Raw genomic sequence first — 18,547 nt, 5'->3', positions numbered from 1 at the left:
GACAAAGCAGGAGATTTTCAGACGCCATTATTTTTTATGAGGTAATCGGGATGCTTGCCTACAAATACAATCCCATAATACTAACGGTAAGCGGAGCTGTTTCGCCGTTTATTATGCTTTTCGGCCTTTATGTCATTTTTCATGGGCACTACAGCCCCGGAGGGGGTTTTCAGGGGGGAACAATGCTGGCTGCCGCCCTCCTGCTCATCCGCCTCGCCGCCGGGTATGATATGGCCCAGCTTCAGTTCCGGAGAATCTGGGGGACGCCTCTTGGTTCAATCGGGGTGCTGATCTATTTCGGGACAGGTTTAACGGCGATGCTCTCAGGGGGGGAATTTCTCAACTACGCCTTTCTTCCCTTTCCCGGCCTTAGCGCGCCGGAACTTCGTTCGCTCGGCATCCTGATGGTGGAGATCGGCGTAGGCATGGCGGTTATGGCGATTCTCGTTGCCATATACGATGATTTGCTGGAGGAAGAACCCGATGATTGATTTTATCCGGGGGCACTATACCTACTGGGGCGTTATTGTTCTCATGCTGATCGGCATGTATGGGATGATTTTCAAGAACAATCTCGTCAAGAAGCTGATCGGGATGACCATTTTCCAGGTTTCGATCATCATGTTCTATGTGGCGAGCGCTTCCAAATGGGCGGCGACGGTGCCCGTACTCGATCCGTCGATTGGCGTCGCCGATGCGGCGCGCTATATCAGTCCGCTGCAGCATTGCCTGATGCTTACCGCCATCGTCGTCGGCGTGGCTACAAGCGGGGTCGCCTTCTCACTGGCCATTGTCATTTATCGTCACTATAAGACCCTGGACGAGCCGCTCCTGATCGAACGGATGAAAGCGCAGCCATGATCCCGAATTCCCCCGCACTCATTCCTCTGGCACTTCTGGCAACCGCAATCTCGATCCCGGTGCTGGCGCTTAAAAAAGAGAAACTTGCGTTTCCCATTGCTGCTGCTGCTTCTTTTTTCTCTGTTGTCATAGCATGTTACAATCTTACCAGGATTCTCAGCGGCGCCCGCATCTCTTATCATTTCGGAGGCTGGATTCCTCCCCTCGGCATTGAGTATGTCCTTGATCCTCTTTCGGCGTTTATTGCCCTGGTGGTGAATGTTGTTGCCCTTTTTGTTATCTGGCATTCAAACGGCCTGCAGGCGCCGGAAATTACCAAGAAGCCGGTTCCGTATTATGCCCTGGTCCTGCTTTTTCTCTGTGGCGCAAACGGCATAATCATCACGGGCGATCTATTCAATCTCTATGTCTTTATAGAAATATTTTCGCTTTCGGCCTATGGTCTGATCGGCATCGGTGAAAAGAAGGCGCCGGTTGCAGCCTTTCGGTACCTGATCATGGGAACAATTGGCGCTTCCTTCTACCTTATCGGCATAGGATTTCTTTACATGGCAACCGGTTCGCTGAATATGGCCGATGTGAAGGCGATCCTTCCCCTGATTGGTCCGAATCCTGCTGTCAACGTTGCCCTGACGCTCATGGTGGTTGGCATTGGGATCAAGATGGCGATTTTTCCGCTCCACGGCTGGCTGCCCGACTCATATACCTATGCCCCGTCCACCTCTTCGGCGCTGATTGCCCCAATCGGCACTAAAATAGGCGCGTACGTAATTATCCGAATAATGTTTTTTGTCTTTAGCGCTCCTTTTGTCGATAAGGCGTTTCCCATTGCCGATTTTCTCGCCTGGCTTTCGGCGGCAGGCATCATCTACGGCTCCGTTATGGCGATCGCCCAGAAAGAGCTAAAGAGGATGCTTGCCTACAGCAGTGTCGCGCAAATCGGCTATATCGGTCTGGGGATAGGACTGGCCAATCCGCTGGGCTATATCGGCGCGGTGCTGCATATCCTGAACCATGCCTTCATGAAAGGCTCATTGTTTCTCGTTGCCGCCAACCTGAGAAAAAAGCTGGGTCATTCCGATATCGAAAAGATGGACTCCGAATGCCGGAAAAAACTGCCCTGGACAACGGCCGCCTTTACGGTAGCCGCTCTTTCGATGATCGGCCTGCCGCCCACAGCCGGTTTCTTCAGCAAGTGGTACCTGGCGTTGGGCGCAGTGGATAAGGGAAACTGGCTTTTTCTGGCGGTGATTATGGTAAGCAGCCTTTTGAATGCCGTTTATTTTTTCCGGATCCTTGAAAATATCTATCTCAAGTCGCCGCCGGACCGTGCGACTGAGGCAGGGAACGCCCCGGAAAATGAAACGAACGAAGGGTCTATTGCCGGAGGAGAGAGTTTTTCTCTGACCATTCCGGTAGTTGTCCTTTCTTTTTCCCTTATCGTTATCGGCTTGTTTAACTCGGCTATTGTGAAGGGAATTATCCAGAACATCATTCCTTCGGGAATGTAACGGACGAAAGAAAATGACCGATCCTGAAATTTACCGATCTTTGCTGCCGCTCTACGCGGTTTTGGTTTCGCTGGCAGCCGCCCTGCTGATTGCCTTGAGTTCCAGACATATTTTTATAAGGGAATTCTGGACGCTTGCGGCAAGCGTTGCAAAATTTTCCTTTGTGCTTCTGCTGTTGCCGGGCGTTTTGGCAGGAAAGGTGGCTGAATTCACATTCTGGGAAATATCTCCCGGCATATCGCTGGCGCTGAAAGCGGACTCCTTTGGGGTTTTTTTTGCGTTGATCGCCTCCGGTCTCTGGATGTTGACCTCCATTTACTCCATCGGCTACGTGCGGGGCCTGAATGAGCATAAGCAGACCCGGTATTTTGCAAGTTTCGCGATCTGCCTTTCCGCGACCATCGGCGTTGCCTTTGCCGCCAACTTACTGACGTTTATCTTTTTTTACGAGATACTGACCATTGCCACCTATCCGCTGGTTATTCACAAGGAAACTCCTGTGGCCATAGCGGCGGGCCGGAAGTATCTTGTCTATACTCTTACCGCGGGGGTGCTGTTGATCGCGGCGACGGCCTGGACATACCGTTTGGCGGGGACTCTCGATTTCAAAGCGGGGGGAATATTCGGGAATGCCTTGCTGTCGCCGGGCACGGTTTTAGTTCTTTTTGCCCTTTTTATCGGCGGCGTCGGGGTAAAAGCCGCCATTATGCCGCTGCACAGTTGGCTTCCGGCGGCGATGGTTGCTCCGACCCCGGTTAGCGCCCTGCTGCACGCCGTTGCGGTGGTCAAATCCGGCGTGTTCGGCGTGGTTCGGGTTGTTGGTTTTGTTTTCGGGCCGCAATTGATGCGGCAATTCGATCTGAATATAATCCTTACGGTCTTTGCCGGGGTTACCATTATCCTGGCCTCACTGCTTGCCTTCCGGCAGGATAACCTGAAGCATCGCCTGGCCTATTCAACGGTGGGGCACTTGTCGTATATTGTGTTGGGCGCGGCGCTGCTTTCGCCCGCGTCGCTTGTCGGCAGCCTGCTTCATATCGCCAGCCACGCGACGATGAAAATCACGCTCTTTTTTTGCGCCGGGGCGATCTATGTAACGCACCATAAGGAAAAGATCAGTGAACTCGATGGAATCGGGAGGGCAATGCCCTGGACGATGGGGGCCTTTACCATAGGTGCAATTGGTCTGGCGGGGGTGCCGCCGCTCAACGGCTTTGTCAGCAAGTGGCAATTGGGGCTGGGGGCTTTGCAGTCCGGCTCTGTTGTACCGCTGGCGCTCCTTTTACTGAGCGGCATCCTCAACGCGGGATATTTTGCCCCTGTTGTTTATCGGGCCTTTTTCAAGAGTCCCTCTGTGCCTTTCCTCAAAGGAGAGGCTTCCCCGGCAATGGTAATTCCGCTCGCCGTTACGGCCTTTTTGTCTATCTTATGGGGGATTTTCCCCGATATGTTTCTTCACTTCTACAGCCTTGCCGTTGAGGTCAGCGGCAGCATCCTGGGGGTAACCGGATCATGAATAAATTGCGCTGGACGCTGCTGGTAATATGTGGTGCCCTTTCCATTGCGGGTGGTTTTATCGCGACGGGAGAAGAAGCTCATGGGTGGTGGAGTGCGATTCCCGGATTTTTCGCCCTGTTTGGTTTTCTTGGTTGTCTGCTGTTAATCGTGTTTTCAAAATTTATAGGCAGGCTTTTTTTGTACAAGCGGGAGGACTACTACGATGGGAATTGAAACAAGCGTCGCCCCGTTTATCCTCATGGTTGCAGGCGCCCTGATTCTTCCTCTCCTGCCAAGGCGGGCACGCTCTTATGTAACTTTGATCATTCCGCTGCTTGCCTTAATGTCCGTCTGGCTTGCCCCGGTTGGGACAAACCTCACGCTGAAGTTTATGGACTATCAGCTTGTCTTGTTCAAAGTGGATGCTTTAAGCCGCGTCTTCGGGACGATCTTTGCCTTGATTACATTCATCGCCTCCCTGTTTGCGTTTCACATCCGGGATACAGCTCAACAGGCGGCGGCCCTGCTGTATGCCGCCGGCGCCGCGGGGGTTACATTTGCAGGCGATTTTTTTACCCTCTTTGTCTTCTGGGAGCTGATGAGTCTTCCTTCCGCATATCTTGTCTGGGCGAGTAAAACAGAGGAATCCGGCCGGGCCGGGATGCGTTATCTGCTCTTTCATCTCTTTGGCGGCGCGCTTTTGTTTGCCGGCATCCTGATGCATGCCGCGGAAACGGGGCGAATCGTGATTGAACAGCTCCCCCCCGGCAACGCGCTTTCCTCCTGGCTGATTCTGGGAGGCATCGCGGTAAATGCCGCTGTCGTACCTTTACATGTCTGGCTTCCCGACGCCTATCCGAAGGCGACGGTAACGGGGGCTGTTTTTTTGAGCGCCTTGACGACAAAGACCGCCGTTTATGTACTGTTGAGAGTATTTCCCGGCTGGGAAATACTCCTCTATCTCGGGGTTATAATGACCCTCTACGGGGTAGTCTATGCCGTTCTGGCCAATGACATCCGGGGAATATTGTCGTATCACATCATAAGTCAGGTAGGGTACATGGTCGCTGGCGCCGGAATCGGGACGCAGTTGGCGATAGACGGCGCAGCGGCGCATGCTTTCAGTCACATACTCTATAAAGCGCTGCTCTTTATGGGGGCGGGGAGCGTCATTTACGCCACGGGGAAAAGCAAGATGACCGAACTGGGGGGGTTGGCCAAAGCGCAGCCGGTTGTTTTGCTCCTTTATATGATTGGCGCTTTTTCCATTTCCGGGTTTCCGCTTTTCAACGGATTTATCAGTAAATCGATGGTTATTGCCGCCGCCGGAGAGGCCCATTACACCATTGCGATGTTTCTGATGACGCTGGCTTCCGTGGGAACCTTTCTTTCCGTCGGTTTAAAGCTGCCCTTTTATACCTGGTTTGGCGAAAAGCGGGGTTTGTCGCCAAAACCATTGAAACTTAACATGTATCTCGGAATGGCTGCCGCCGCGTTTTTGTGCATTTTGTACGGGATCATGCCGGAGCTGCTTTATGAAATACTGCCTTATCGCGTCCATTTTGCGCCATATACTCTTTCCCATCTAACAGAAACTTTTCAGATACTGATCTTTACGTTTGCCGCGTTCTGGATTTACCGGAAAAAACTTGCCGGCCACGAGGGAACTGTTATTGATACTGACTGGTTTTACCGAAAACCGGCGCGGCTGGTAAACCAAATTTTTATCGTGAACGTCGAAACGCTTTTCAATATGGCGGAAAAAAGCATCAATGGCATAGTCCGCAGCCTTGCGGTTATCGGCAAAAACCCGGTTTCTTTCTTTTTGGGCAAGGCCGATGGCGGAGACTATAATCCGGACGATTACCGACCGGCTGTCGGAATTTTGATTGCTGTCACGCTTTTCTGCTATCTTCTGCTTGCTGGCTGGGGTTGGCTTATGTAGTTGTGAGCAATCACATTTTGCACTCAAAGTGAAAAAAATCTTGACAACGAATGGCATCATTGTTAGAGCGCCTTTGAATTCAGTGAGCCTTTGAGCGGTTCAGATGCAGCTTGATTGGAATTGAGTTTTATCATGACTAATTTAGAAGAGTTTACACCAGTAGCCCTTTTCAGTCTCGTTGCAGTACTTTTTGCGCTTTTTTCCATTATTCTCCCCCACCTCCTTGCCCCGAAAACCAAGGGCGAAAAGACCCATAATACGTACGAATGCGGGATCCCTCCATTCGGCAACGCCCGGATAAAATACGGCATCCATTATTATGTTTACGCGCTTATCTTTATTGCCTTTGATGTGGACGTTCTCTATCTTTTCCCCGTTGCGCTAAGTTATGCCAGGGGAGAGAGGATTCATGAATTTTACGCATTGCTTTCCTTTGTAATAATTCTTGCCCTGGCTGTAGTGTATGCCTGGGGGAAAGGGGTGTTTACCTGGAAAAGGAAAATCTCCCACCAGTAAGTTTTGCTGTTTTGGACCAGGTACTCGATCTGGCACGGGCCAATTCCCTGTGGCCGGTGACCTTTGGACTTGCCTGTTGCGCGATAGAAATGATGTCCTCCGCTATGGCCCGTTTTGATATTGACCGCTTCGGGGCTGGCGTTTTCAGGCCCTCCCCCCGTCAGGCGGATTTGATGATCGTCTCAGGCACGGTAACGAAGAAGATGGCGCCCGTCCTTGTCACCCTTTATGACCAGATGCCTTCGCCGAAATGGGTCATTGCAATGGGCAATTGCGCTATCTCCGGCGGCCCGTTTGTTTTCGAGGGGCAGTATAACTTGATAGAGGGCGTCGATAAGCTTGTCCCTGTGGATGTATATGTCCCCGGTTGCCCGCCGAGACCGGAGGGGCTGCTTGAAGGTTTTCTGAAACTTCAAGAAAAGATAACAGGAAAAAGACGATTTCCGGGGCCGGTAGAGCGATGGTAAATAAAATAAAAGCGGAGCTGCAGGCAGCCTTTGCCGATCTGACCATAGCCGAGGAAAGCTACCCCCAGTGCGGGTACCACCTTTCTGTCGATTTAAAAGCTAAAGATATCGTCAATATAGCCAGTTTTTTTGATGAGCGGAGCTTCTATCTGGCAGTGGAGCTTGGCGTTGACTACAAGGAGTATCTGGAGCTTGTCTATATTTTCAGCATTCACTCCTCCCTCTGCAAGGTAAAGGTTACCCTGAAGCTTGATCCCTCCCAGCCTGCGGCTCCGACGCTTTCAAAAATTTATGACTGCGCTTACTGGTATGAACGGGAGATCCACGAGTTTTACGGCGTTCGTTTCGATGGTCACCCTGATCTGACCTACCTGTTTCTGCATGACGGAATCGATTTTTATCCGTTGCGCAAAGAGAAAATACCGGTCTCCGAGAAAGACAAGCAAGAGCTGAATTCATATTCTCCGGCGCAGCGGGATGACTCGTTATTTATTAATATGGGCCCCCAGCATCCAAGCACGCATGGGGTTTTGCGGGTTGTCCTGAAAATGGATGGCGAGTATATCGAGGATGCCTATCCGGTACTCGGTTATCTGCACCGGATGCAGGAGAAGATGGCGGAAAACCGCACCTATTACCAGTTTCTTCCCAACACCGGGCGTATGGATTATCTGGGGGCGATGTCGTTTAACCTGGGATATGTTACGGCCGTCGAGCGACTGGCCGGGATTGACGTCCCGGCGCGCGCCCATTACGTGCGGGTAATTGCCACGGAATTAAACAGAATTTGCAGCCATCTCCTGTGGATAGGCGCCTATCTTGCCGATCTGGGAGGGCTTTCTCCGTTCCTCTACGCCTTCGACGACAGGGAGAATATTCAGGATGTTTTGGAGGCTGTCACCGGCTCCCGGCTGACTTACTGCTATTTCCGCTTCGGCGGCCTTTACAACGATGTGGATGATGCCTTCATCGCGGGGACAAAGGCCGTGATTGCCCGCATGCGGGGGCGTTTTGCGCTGTATGAGAAACTCGTCGGGGGCAATCTCATCTTTATCAACCGCACCAGGGGCATAGGTGTCATAGAAAAGGAAAGGGCGCGAAAATACGCCGTTTCCGGTCCGGTTTTACGCGGAGCGGGTATCGGTGTGGATTTACGGAAAAAGGAGCCGTATGCGGCTTATCCGGAAATGGATTTTGAGGTTCCCACCGGAAAGAATGGCGATGCCCTTGATATGTACCATATCCGGATCAAGGAAATGGAGACATCCCTGAACATCATCGAGCAGGCGATAGCGAGGCTCCCGGACGGGCCATTCATCGTTGAAAAGGCGCCGAAGAAGCTCAAGCCGCGCAAAGGGGATCTCTATCATGTTGTTGAAACCCCCCGCGGCGAGTTGGGAATCTACATAGTCAGCGATGAAAGCGACAAGCCCTACCGGATGAAATGGCGGGTTCCCTCTTTTTCCAATCTTATGATATTCCCCGAGCTGGCGAAGGGCAACCTGCTGTCCGATGCCGTTGCCATTCTGGGCAGCCTTGACCTGGTAATCCCGGAAATAGACCGGTGAAAACGGTTCACGGTTGACGGTTCACGGTTGGCCGTTCACGGTTCACGGTTCACAGTTGGCGGTTCACAGTTGGTCGTTGGTGAGGACTTGAATTTGAGATTTAATCAAACCGGAAACTGGAAACCGGAAACCGCTTTTAAATTGTGATGGCCAAATGGAACAGATAGTGAAGATTATGGACATTAATCTGCGATTTTTCGATCTGGAAATTGTAAAGATTGCGGTCGGCCTCCTCGCCGCGTTTGTCTTTGTCGTTTTTAATGCCCTGATCCTGACCTGGGCAGAAAGAAAAGTGGCGGGGCACATGCAGCTCCGGATCGGGCCCAAAGAGGTTGGCCCGTACGGTCTTATTCAGCCGCTTGCCGACGCGTTGAAGCTCCTCGGCAAGGAGATCATTACCCCGCGCAATGTGGACAAACCCATCTTTTACCTCGGGCCGATCATGATTTTCATCCCGGTCTTGGTCGCCTTTGTGGTAATTCCATTCGATTCTTTCCTGCAGGTGAAGGATATAAATGTGGGGATTCTCGTTATTCTCGCCTTTTCCTCTTTTACGGTACTTGCCATCCTGATGGCCGGGTGGGGATCCAACAACAAATATTCGCTGATTGGGGCGATCAGAAGCATCGCCCAGAGCGTCGCCTATGAGATTCCGCTTTTGCTGTCGCTTTTGGCGGTGGTCATGATGGCCAACTCCCTGTCGCTCAAGGATGTTGTGGAGGCGCAAAAGGGCGTCTGGTTCGTCGTTCTGCAGCCGGTTGCCTTTGTCATCTATTTTATTTCGAGCGTTGCGGAGACCAACCGCACCCCGTTCGATTTGCCGGAGGCGGAAAGCGAGCTGGTTGCCGGGTATCACACCGAATATTCGGGGATGATGTTTGCGCTTTTTTTCCTCGCGGAATACACGAATATGTTTATCGTCAGCGCGATTACCGTCACCTTTTTTCTGGGCGGCTACCAGGGGCCCTTTCTGCCGGGGATTGTCTGGTTTCTCTTAAAATCATACTTCCTTGTCTTCGTCATGATGTGGTTCAGATGGACGTTTCCCCGGGTCAGGTTTGATCAGTTGTTGAATATATCCTGGAAGGCGCTCATTCCCCTGGCCTTTTTAAATCTGCTCGTAACAGGAGGGCTTTTGAAGCTATGACGGTAACGCCTGCTTCTTTTATAAAGGGTGCGGCCTCGCTGGCCGCGGGGATGGGGGTAACGATCAAGTCCTTCTTTCAGCCGGTGGTGACCTCTCAATATCCGCGTGAGGTTCTTGAGATCACGCCCCGGTTTCGCGGTCATATAAAGCTCCTTGCCAGTCCTGAAAACCCGCTGGAAAATATGTGCATCGCCTGTGGAATCTGCGTCCGCAACTGTCCCTCGGGATCGATAAAAAAGGTGGATGGGGAGAAAAGGGAAGGGGAGAAACGCAAAAGGGCAACTGTGTATATGCTTGATTTTACAACCTGCAGCCAGTGCGGAATCTGTGTCGAGAGCTGCCCGTCGAAGGCCCTCGGTTTTTCAGGCGATTTCAATATCGCGGGATTCAAGAGAGCAGATTTCTATTTCGATCTGGTGAAGGAATTCGATAAAAGGAAAAAGGCATCATGAGCATTGGGGAGAGCATATTCCTTTTTGCCGTCGCGGTGACGATGGCAGGGGCCTTGACGGCCGTCTTTGCAAGTTCCATCGTCTATGCGATGCTGGGTCTGATTACCGCCATGTTCGGCGTGGCCGGGCTTTATATCTATCTTAACAGCGCCTTTCTGGCGATGATGCAGATTCTGATTTATGTCGGGGCAATCTCCATTCTGATTGCCTTTGCAATTATGCTGCTGGGTCAATATTCCAGGAAATCTCACGATTTCAAGGCTATCGGAAAATTGCTTTCTGCGCTTGTCATCGCCGTTGTTTCGGTTGTCATGTTCATCCGGTTTGTTTTGACAAATCTGCCGGGCGGAACGGCGCCGAATTTCCTGATGACGACTAAGGATGTGGGCCGTGCGTTTACCGATAAGCTTATCCTGCCGTTTGAGTTGATCTCGCTTTTGCTGGTTGTTGCCATTATCGGGGCGGTTATGCTTTCCATTAATTCGCGGGGTGACAAATGAGCGATTTGCTTTACAATAACTCCAGCATCTATCTGTTTGTCGCCGTTTTTATGCTGTTTTGCGGGATTGCCGGCCTTGTTTACCGACGAACGCTGATTGGGATGCTGGTTTCGATGGAACTGATCATGAACGGCGCGGGGTTAAATATCGTTGCGATCAATCGGTTTATTGTTCCGGAAAACCCCTATGGATTGGCATTCACGCTTATTATAATGGGGATAGCCGCCGCGGAATCGGCTATTGCGCTGAGCATAATCATCATCATTGCGAAGCGCTATCAGCATATCGAGGGTGGAGATATGAAGGAGCTGAAGTACTGACCTATGGTTATCGATAGCGCATTACCGCTTTTGCCGATCGGCATTGTTTTTGCGTCCGCCATTCTGATCATGGTTTACCGCAAGACCCCGAATATCCGGGAATTCTGGTCGATAGCCGGGGCCGTTCTGACCTTTGCGGCCGTTATGGGAATGGTTCCGATCGTCTGGAACGGCGGGGTGATCACCTACACCCTTTCGGCGATTGCTCCCGGTATTTCCCTGAATTTCCGGGTGGACGCCCTGTCGCTGATCTTCGGCATCATCTCCTCGTTTCTCTGGATCTTCGCCTCCATCTACAACATCGGCTACATGCGAACCCTCAAGGAGCATGCACAGACCCGCTATTACACATGTTTTGCTGCGGCAATCCTGGGCGCCCAGGGGGTATCGTACGCAGGCGGTCTTTTTACCCTCTATCTCTTTTATGAGGTTATCAGCCTCTTTACCTATCCGCTCGTGGCCCATCATCAGGACGCAGAAGGCTATGCCGGGGCGAAGAAATATCTTGTCTATCTCGTCGGCACATCGAAGGGTTTTCTGCTGCCGGCTGTTATTCTCACCTACGTGATGACCGGCACGCTTGATTTTGCCGATAATATCCACACGGGGATATTTCCCGCCGGTTCAGACGGAATCTGGGTTACCGTAACCTATATTCTCTTTATCGCCGGTTTTGCCAAGGCGGCGATCATGCCCCTGCACAACTGGCTCCCCTCCGCGATGGTCGCTCCGACGCCGGTCAGCGCCCTTTTGCATGCGGTTGCCGTGGTGAAGGCCGGGGTGTTCTGCATTTCCCGGGTTATGCTGTCAACGTTCGGGACGAAGATCCTCAACGACTTGGGGATCGGCATTGTCACCGCGTATGTGGTTTCCTTTACGATCCTGGCGGCCTCCATCATCGCCCTTACCAAAGACGACCTCAAGGCGAGGCTCGCCTATTCAACGGTGAGCCAGTTGTCGTACATTATCCTGGGGGTGGCGCTTTTAGACAACACCGGCGTTCTGGGCGGGATTATCCATATTGTCAATCACGGGTTCAGCAAGATTACCCTCTTTTTCTGCGCCGGCGCGATCTTCGTTGCCCATAACAAGAGGAAGATCAGCGATATGGCGGGCATTGGCTATGCCATGCCGTTTACGATGGGCGCCTTCGCCATTGCCTCCCTCAGCATGATCGGCGTGCCGCCGGTGTCCGGATTTGTGACGAAGTGGTATCTCTTGAACGGCGCCTTGGAGATAAGCAACATCCCCATCGTTGTCGTTTTGTTGGCGAGCAGCATTTTGAACGCCGGGTATTTTGTGCCGATTACGATCAAGGCCTTTTTCCAGGGGAAAAAGGAGAACTGGACCACGTCGGGCATCAAGGAAGCGCCGCTGACGATGGTCGTGCCGCTCGTGCTGACAGCGCTGATCTCGGTTCTGCTGGGGTTTTATCCTGATTTTTTTGTTAAACTTATCGGCAATTTGTTTTAGCCTTGTTAGACAGAGCCTGGTCATCAGGCAGCATTTTAAAAAGATTGTCATTCTCAAAGGTGCAAGAGGCGTTTTATGAATATGCTTAAAATAATAGAGTATTTACTGGCAAGGGCCGAACTCCTGAAGAAATTGTTTTTCGGCTTTCTCCTTTTACTGGTTATTTTCGACGCGCTTCTGCCGAGGGAACACGCCCATTTCTTCGTTGACAAAATCCCGGCCTTCTGGACCTTGTTCACAATAATCGGTGGTTATCTGCTGGTCCGCTTCAGCAAGGGACTGGCCCATACGATTCTTGGCAAAAAAGAGGATTTTTATGAATAACTGGATCCATCCGGCAATATTCTATTTTGTTGGGGCCCTGTTCCTGCCGTTTCTCCGGGGCAAGCTCAAGAAGGTCTTTATTCTGTTAATCCCCACTGCGGCAATAATATCCGTTGCCCTGACCAATTACGGCAACTACGGGGCGTATAATTTTCTCGGCGTTGCCGGTCTATTGGGCAGGGTTGACAAACTCAGCATGGTATTTGCCTGGGTTTTCGTGATGATGTCCTTCCTCGGGGCGCTTTACGCCCTGCACCGAAACGAAGATGGTCATCATATCGCGGGATTCTATTATGTGGGCGGTTCGCTCGGGGCGGTCTTTGCCGGCGACTACCTGACCCTTTTCATCTTCTGGGAGGCGATGGCCTTTTCCTCCGTATTTTTGATCTGGTATGGAAAACGTCCGCAATCAGACGCTGCCGGTTATCGTTATCTGCTCTTCCACGTCTTCGGTGGGTTGCTCCTTTTTGCGGGGATGATGTTCTACTACACAAAAACCGGGAGCTTTGCCTTTAACGCCATCCCCCCCGCCGGCGCCTCGTGGCCGGAGTATCTGATCCTTGCCGGCTTTGCCCTTAATGCCGCCGTGATTCCGCTGCATGCCTGGCTGCCGGACGCCTATCCGGAGGCAAGCGTTGAAGGGGCCGTGTTTCTGTGCGCATTTACGACCAAGACCGCGGTTTATGTCCTTGCCCGGGGATTTTCCGGCTTTGAGATTCTCGCTATTCTGGGAACGGCGATGACGGTGTTCGGCGTTATTTACGCAATCATCGAAAACGACATCCGGCGCGTCCTGGCTTACCACATCATAAGCCAGGTCGGGTACATGGTGGCCGGCGTGGGCATCGGAACGATGCTGGCGATAAACGGCGCGGCCGCTCACGCCTTTGCCCATATCCTTTATAAGGCGCTTCTCTTCATGGGCGCCGGCGCGGTTCTCTACATGACGGGAACCTCAAAAATGACCCAACTGGGCGGGATGTACAAGTACATGCCGCTTACCATGATATTTTACGTCATCGGTGCGATCTCGATTTCCGGGTTCCCCTTTTTCAGCGGCTTTGTCAGCAAATCGATGATCATCGCCGCGGCTCATCACGAGGGCAGAATCTGGCTGGTGCTGCTGCTTAATCTTGCCGGGATCGGAACATTCCTCTCGGTGGGGCTGAAGGTCACCTATTTCACCTTTTTCGGGAAGGAATCGGGAAACCACCAGGCTGCCCACGAGCCCCCGGCCAATATGCTCTGGGCGATGGGGCTCACCTCCCTTTTGTGCTTTCTTATCGGAACTTTTCCGCAGACCTTTTATAAGCTGCTGCCGTTTTCCGCAGATTTCAACCCGTACAACGCCTCCCATCTTTCCGAGATGATGCAGATTCTCTCCTTTACCGGTCTTGTTTTCTATCTGCTGGTGAAGAAGCTTTCCCCTGACGCCAAGCTTAACCTCGATATTGATTATTTTTACCGCAAGGCAACGCTTCTTTTCATCAAATTCGACGAGAAGGTAATTGCTCCCATTGATTCCTTCTGGGGTGAGCTTTACCGAACGCTGGGGCTGAGGTCCCTTTTCGGCACGGCCGCCCTGTCTTACACATTTGATCAGAAGGCCATAGACGGGGTAGTTGACGGCACAGCCTACTCCGTCATGGGGGTTGGTTCTCTGGTTAAAAAATTGCAAACCGGGAGGGTGCAGACGTACATTGGTCTTTCCCTTTTACTCTTTTTTGCGATTCTCTGGGCCGTTTTATAGAAAAATAGCCGACGTTATTTTTTAATAAGCTGTTGTTTTAAGGAAGAGAAATTATGTTGCCATACCTGACAATGAATCCGTTTGGATTTCCGGTTTTATCAACCACGATCTTCCTGCCGCTTGTAGGAGTGCTCTTCATCCTTTTTATGCGCAGCGACAGAATGATCAAGGTCGCCTCCTTCATTACGACGCTCTTGACGCTGGCGGTTTCGGTATTTCTCTTTGCCAATTTCGACATCAAGACCCCCATTTTCCAGTTTGGGGAAAATATCTCCTGGATCGCTGCCTACAAGATCAATTACACGCTGGGGATAGACGGCATTTCGATCATGCTGGTTTTGCTTACGACAATTATCTCCCCGATTGCCGTGCTCTCCTCGTGGAAGGCGATTCAGACGCGGGTGAAGGAGTTCATGATTGCAATTTTGATCATGGAGACGGCCCTGATCGGGGTTTTCTGCGCCCTTGATTTCATCCTCTTTTATTTCTTCTGGGAGGCGATGCTGATCCCGATGTATCTGCTCATTGCGATCTGGGGCGGGCCGAACAAGGACTATGCGTCGTTGAAGTTTTTCATCTACACGCTCTTCGGGAGCGTTTTTCTGCTGGTTGCCATCATTGCGATTTATTTAGTGAACGGCAGTTTCAGCATCCCGGAGGCGATGTTCAGGGATTACAGCTTTCAGTTTCAGTTCTGGGTCTTTCTGGCCTTCGGCATCGCCTTCGCGATCAAGGTGCCGATGTTTCCGTTTCATACCTGGCTGCCCGCCGCGCATACCGAGGCCCCGACCGTCGGCAGCGTTTTTCTCGCCAGTATTCTCTTGAAGATGGGCACTTACGGTTTCATGCGTTTCTGTCTGCCGATTGTGCCGCAGGCAAGCTTTTACTTTGCCCCGCTGATGATCGTTTTGTCGCTGATTGGCATCATCTATGGGGGCTTCGTCTGTCTGAGTCAAACCGACATGAAGAAGCTGGTCGCCTATTCCAGCGTTGCCCACATGGGTTTCGTCATCCTCGGGATCTTTACGTTTTCGATTTATGGCTTTATCGGCTCTCTCTTCCAGATGCTCAATCACGGGATCACGACCGGCGGGCTTTTCCTGCTGGTCGGCATTGTCTATGAACGCACCCACAGCCGGCAGATATACGATAACGCGGGGCTCGGAAAGATCATGCCGATTTACATGTTCTTTTTCGGCCTCTTCGCCGTTTCCTCGTTCGCGTTTCCGGGTACCAACAGTTTTGTCGGCGAGCTGTATGTGCTGATCGGAACCTTTGCCACAAACCGAATCGCCGGCTTCTTTGCCATTGTCGGGGCGGTCATTGCCGCTGCCTATATGCTGAAGCTGTTGAAGCAGATAGCCTGGGGGAGGGAAGACAAACGGGATATTAAGGATATGAACTTGCGGGAAATAATCTATATGCTGCCGCTTGCCGTGTTTGTGCTTTGGGTGGGGATTTTTCCCCGTCCTTTCGTCAATGTAATGGAATACACGCTGGTAAATCTTGCCATGCAACTCGATAAAGTTTCCCATTAAGGGGTTGATCCAATGACGCTGCTGCCTGAAATTTACATACTTTCCTTTTCCGTATTGTTTCTTTTCCTGTCGCTGGAAAAGGGGAAGCGATCGCTGTTTGTGCTGGCCAGGGTGCTGGCCGTCGGGGGAGTGGCTGCTGCGCTCTTTTCCCTGAATGCAGAGGGCCTCCTTTTTGTCGGCGCCTACCGGGTAGATGGTTTTTCGCAGATTTTCAAGTTAATTCTGACCATTGGCCTGGCCCTGGTAATCTTCATGTTCAACAAGGAAGATGAAGTGGAAAAAATGCCGGAGTTTTTCATGTTTCTGGGTCTTTCCACCCTCGGCCTCTCCATCCTCGTGAGTTCCGTTGAACTTATCTCGATTCTGATCAGTCTGGAGATATCCTCTTTCAGCCTTTATGCGATCGTGCCGCTGCGCCGCACCAAGACGACAGCTCATCTGGAAGCGGCCATCAAGTACCTGTTTTTCGGCGCTATTTCCACTGGCATCATGCTGTACGGCATGGGGTATCTCTACGGGATGGCTCATTCGACCTATCTTGCCGACATTGTCGCCAAGATGCCGTTTTTCGGCGACAGGCCGCTCGCCATCCTCGCGGTGATCCTGACGATGAGCGCCTTTTTCTTCAAACTTTCGCTGTTTCCCCTCCATTTCTGGGCGCCGGACATCTATGAGGGGGCGTCCGACGCAACGACGGCGTTTATCGCCACCGTGCCGAAGGTTGCCGGCGCCGCGCTCTTGATCAGACTGACGATGCTGGCGGGCCTGCCTTTGGCCCAACTGACCATGCTGCTGATGGTGCTTGCCGCCTTTTCGATGACCCTTGGCAATCTGGTGGGGCTGGTCCAGCAGGACCTCAAAAGGCTGGTTGCCTATTCCGGGATCGCCCATGCCGGCTACCTGATGCTCGGCCTTTTGTCGTTCAATAAAGCGGGAAACGCCGCAGTAGCTTATTATATAACCGTTTATCTGATCATGAATCTGGCTTTGTTCTATGTGATGATGCTGCTTTCCAGAAACGGGGAGAACCTGAAGATTGCCGATCTGGGCGGGCTGGCCCGCCGGGCGCCGCTCTTGGCGTTCACGCTGGCGGTGGCCGCTTTTTCGCTGGCGGGCATTCCGCCGACCGGCGGTTTTACCGGCAAGTTTTTTCTCTTTGTTACGGCATTCAGGGCCGGGCACCTGCCCATCGTCATCATTGCCGCGGTAAATACCGTAATTTCCGTCTTCTATTATCTGAATCTCGTCCGCATCAGCTATTCGCGTGAAATAAAAGACGAAACACCTTTGAGACTGTCCTTTTCTGAAAAAGCGCTTTGCTGGCTCTTCAGCCTTGCCATCATTCTTCTGGGCCTGCTGCCTTTGAATGTTTTAGAGATGTTCAGCCAAGTTATGTAGTCTCAGGCCCCCCGATTATTGCCTGAGAAATTTCCCCGTAATGACTTTTGCCACCTTCTTGATGTGTTCTCGCACCGCATTTTGATCCCGTCCGGGGTAGTTGTTAAACGTAATCAGCACCCCGTGCAGCGCGGCAAAAAAGGCGTGGGATAATATTCTCACCGGCTCCTGCATTTCCATTTTGCGAAACATGACGTCAAACTGATCGAAGATCCCGCGTTCGGCTACGTTCAGCCTTTCGATCATCTCTGCCGTCAGCGACCCGTCGAGCATGAAGTGGGTCATCATACGGAAATACTGATCGTGCGCCAGCAGGTAATCGAGATAGGTTTCGGCAACCTTGTCGATATCGCCCGTTTCGCTTCGGGAGACAATCTCCGTAAGAAACGCGATGATCTCGCCGGCGCCGCGCAGGAAGGCCTCGATGAACAGGGATTGCTGGTCCGGGAAATAGCGGTAAATGGCGGCATGGGAGATTCCGGCCTCCCGGGCGATGTCGCGAATGCTGACCTTATTGAAGGGCTTGACGGCAAAGGCCCGCTCGGCAGCGGTGATGATTACTTCCTGCCGCGCCCGTTTCTCCCCGTTTTTCAAGCCCGCAAAGGCGCTGTTTTCTTTCATATCTTCTCCCCACCCAGTTGATACCATATTTCCCCGGCGGTGTGAATAAATAACTCCAGGAACATGTTGTTGGTGTGCGACAAATTTATGGGTAACAATTTCAAGGGGCGGCTCGATGCTCCCCAAAATCTTCCCAACGGTTGCTAAGAATGCTGCAGCGCAGGGCTACGATACTGTCTGCACTCTTTACGGTCCAGTGCATTCCCGATTGTTTCAAACGCTGTGCTGCCAAGGTTCTACAGCCTGCTTCCATGACTCCAGAGCCTACAAAGAACCCACGTCTCCGAAAATCCGCATACCGCATCCGCTCCTTGTTTTTCTCAAAATAACCAGCTTCCCTTTCACCTGCGGCTTTATCGTATCCCGTCAGGGATGAACAACGACTGATGGCGGCAATAACATCTTCCGGCAGTCTCTTCTTTTACCACAGGCACTCCGGTGCCATCCATACCCACATACATTTTGGGAATCGGTTTAATCGGGATTATATCCCTACAACGATACATAATGTTCAGCCTTGTCTTATGGGCGTTCTGTACGTTCGTGCAAGTGAAGCGGAGGCAATAGGCAAGCCCCGCACCACGATTGCCGACTCCCTTTCACTGACGACCCTGCCCGTAGCGATCCGGGACGAATGCTGCGGCAAACTTTTAAAATAG

At 51.9% G+C, this 18,547-nt stretch carries 20 protein-coding genes and 1 pseudogene; 19 read left to right on the top strand and 2 right to left on the bottom strand.

Annotated features, from left to right (window positions below; genetic code table 11):
- Positions 1-50 precede the first annotated feature (50 nt).
- The 18 genes from M0P74_09775 to M0P74_09690 all read left to right on the top strand — a co-directional run bounded on the left by M0P74_09775 (position 51) and on the right by M0P74_09690 (position 17,267).
- Positions 51-491: a hypothetical protein gene (locus M0P74_09775; protein ID MCK9363868.1), complete on the top strand. Its 441-nt coding sequence runs from the start codon at positions 51-53 to the stop codon at positions 489-491.
- Complete coding sequence (locus M0P74_09770) at positions 484-861, top strand: cation:proton antiporter subunit C (GenBank protein MCK9363867.1); 378 nt, start codon at positions 484-486, stop codon at positions 859-861. Before M0P74_09775 ends, M0P74_09770 begins: the two co-directional genes overlap by 8 nt.
- Positions 858-2,372, top strand: a complete 1,515-nt coding sequence (locus tag M0P74_09765) for a monovalent cation/H+ antiporter subunit D family protein (GenBank protein ID MCK9363866.1) — start codon at positions 858-860, stop codon at positions 2,370-2,372. The genes M0P74_09770 and M0P74_09765 overlap by 4 nt, the downstream gene beginning before the upstream one ends.
- 13 nt (positions 2,373-2,385) lie before the next feature.
- Positions 2,386-3,888 (top strand): hypothetical protein, encoded by a 1,503-nt coding sequence (locus tag M0P74_09760; protein MCK9363865.1) that lies wholly within the window; start codon positions 2,386-2,388, stop codon positions 3,886-3,888.
- Positions 3,885-4,103 (top strand): hypothetical protein, encoded by a 219-nt coding sequence (locus M0P74_09755; protein MCK9363864.1) that lies wholly within the window; start codon positions 3,885-3,887, stop codon positions 4,101-4,103. Before M0P74_09760 ends, M0P74_09755 begins: the two co-directional genes overlap by 4 nt.
- Positions 4,093-5,814, top strand: coding sequence for a Na(+)/H(+) antiporter subunit D (locus tag M0P74_09750; protein MCK9363863.1), 1,722 nt, complete (start codon positions 4,093-4,095; stop codon positions 5,812-5,814). Before M0P74_09755 ends, M0P74_09750 begins: the two co-directional genes overlap by 11 nt.
- Positions 5,815-5,946: 132 nt before the next feature.
- On the top strand, positions 5,947-6,330 hold the full coding sequence (locus M0P74_09745) for an NADH-quinone oxidoreductase subunit A (GenBank protein ID MCK9363862.1): 384 nt from the start codon (positions 5,947-5,949) through the stop codon (positions 6,328-6,330).
- The gene (locus M0P74_09740; protein MCK9363861.1) at positions 6,303-6,797 is read left to right on the top strand and encodes an NADH-quinone oxidoreductase subunit B; all 495 of its coding nucleotides are present in this window, start codon (positions 6,303-6,305) and stop codon (positions 6,795-6,797) included. Before M0P74_09745 ends, M0P74_09740 begins: the two co-directional genes overlap by 28 nt.
- Complete coding sequence (locus M0P74_09735) at positions 6,791-8,365, top strand: NADH-quinone oxidoreductase subunit C (protein MCK9363860.1); 1,575 nt, start codon at positions 6,791-6,793, stop codon at positions 8,363-8,365. Before M0P74_09740 ends, M0P74_09735 begins: the two co-directional genes overlap by 7 nt.
- Positions 8,366-8,519: 154 nt before the next feature.
- Positions 8,520-9,512 (top strand): NADH-quinone oxidoreductase subunit NuoH, encoded by a 993-nt coding sequence (gene nuoH, locus M0P74_09730; GenBank protein ID MCK9363859.1) that lies wholly within the window; start codon positions 8,520-8,522, stop codon positions 9,510-9,512.
- Positions 9,509-9,964, top strand: a complete 456-nt coding sequence (locus M0P74_09725; protein MCK9363858.1) for an NADH-quinone oxidoreductase subunit I — start codon at positions 9,509-9,511, stop codon at positions 9,962-9,964. The genes nuoH and M0P74_09725 overlap by 4 nt, the downstream gene beginning before the upstream one ends.
- Positions 9,961-10,464 carry an NADH-quinone oxidoreductase subunit J gene (locus M0P74_09720; protein MCK9363857.1) on the top strand — a complete coding sequence of 168 codons (504 nt, stop codon included), beginning with the start codon at positions 9,961-9,963 and terminating at the stop codon, positions 10,462-10,464. The genes M0P74_09725 and M0P74_09720 overlap by 4 nt, the downstream gene beginning before the upstream one ends.
- Complete coding sequence (nuoK, locus tag M0P74_09715) at positions 10,461-10,784, top strand: NADH-quinone oxidoreductase subunit NuoK (protein MCK9363856.1); 324 nt, start codon at positions 10,461-10,463, stop codon at positions 10,782-10,784. The genes M0P74_09720 and nuoK overlap by 4 nt, the downstream gene beginning before the upstream one ends.
- A 3-nt stretch (positions 10,785-10,787) precedes the next feature.
- The gene (locus tag M0P74_09710) at positions 10,788-12,257 is read left to right on the top strand and encodes a monovalent cation/H+ antiporter subunit D family protein (GenBank protein ID MCK9363855.1); all 1,470 of its coding nucleotides are present in this window, start codon (positions 10,788-10,790) and stop codon (positions 12,255-12,257) included.
- Between the two features lie 75 nt (positions 12,258-12,332).
- Positions 12,333-12,581, top strand: a complete 249-nt coding sequence (locus M0P74_09705) for a hypothetical protein (protein ID MCK9363854.1) — start codon at positions 12,333-12,335, stop codon at positions 12,579-12,581.
- Positions 12,574-14,331, top strand: coding sequence for a Na(+)/H(+) antiporter subunit D (locus tag M0P74_09700; protein ID MCK9363853.1), 1,758 nt, complete (start codon positions 12,574-12,576; stop codon positions 14,329-14,331). The genes M0P74_09705 and M0P74_09700 overlap by 8 nt, the downstream gene beginning before the upstream one ends.
- Positions 14,332-14,384: 53 nt before the next feature.
- Complete coding sequence (locus M0P74_09695) at positions 14,385-15,869, top strand: NADH-quinone oxidoreductase subunit M (GenBank protein MCK9363852.1); 1,485 nt, start codon at positions 14,385-14,387, stop codon at positions 15,867-15,869.
- Positions 15,870-15,881: 12 nt separating this feature from the next.
- Complete coding sequence (locus M0P74_09690; GenBank protein MCK9363851.1) at positions 15,882-17,267, top strand: NADH-quinone oxidoreductase subunit N; 1,386 nt, start codon at positions 15,882-15,884, stop codon at positions 17,265-17,267.
- Between the two features lie 15 nt (positions 17,268-17,282).
- On the opposite strand, the gene M0P74_09685 is transcribed toward M0P74_09690, so the two are convergent.
- Together M0P74_09685 and M0P74_09680 are read right to left on the bottom strand one after the other, a co-directional pair.
- The gene (locus M0P74_09685; protein ID MCK9363850.1) at positions 17,283-17,888 is read right to left on the bottom strand and encodes a TetR/AcrR family transcriptional regulator; all 606 of its coding nucleotides are present in this window, start codon (positions 17,886-17,888) and stop codon (positions 17,283-17,285) included.
- A 100-nt stretch (positions 17,889-17,988) separates the two neighbouring features.
- A pseudogene (locus tag M0P74_09680) lies at positions 17,989-18,294 on the bottom strand (ISKra4 family transposase).
- Between M0P74_09680 and M0P74_09675 the strand changes: the two are divergent.
- A complete protein-coding gene (locus tag M0P74_09675; GenBank protein ID MCK9363849.1) occupies positions 18,275-18,547 on the top strand; it encodes a hypothetical protein in 273 nt (90 codons plus the stop codon). The pseudogene M0P74_09680 and the gene M0P74_09675 overlap by 20 nt on opposite strands.

This window comes from Syntrophales bacterium (assembly GCA_023229765.1).
Lineage (GTDB): Bacteria > Desulfobacterota > Syntrophia > Syntrophales > UBA5619 > DYTH01.
Note: the sequence above shows the minus strand (reverse complement) of the source record. Positions and strands in the feature narration are given on the sequence as shown.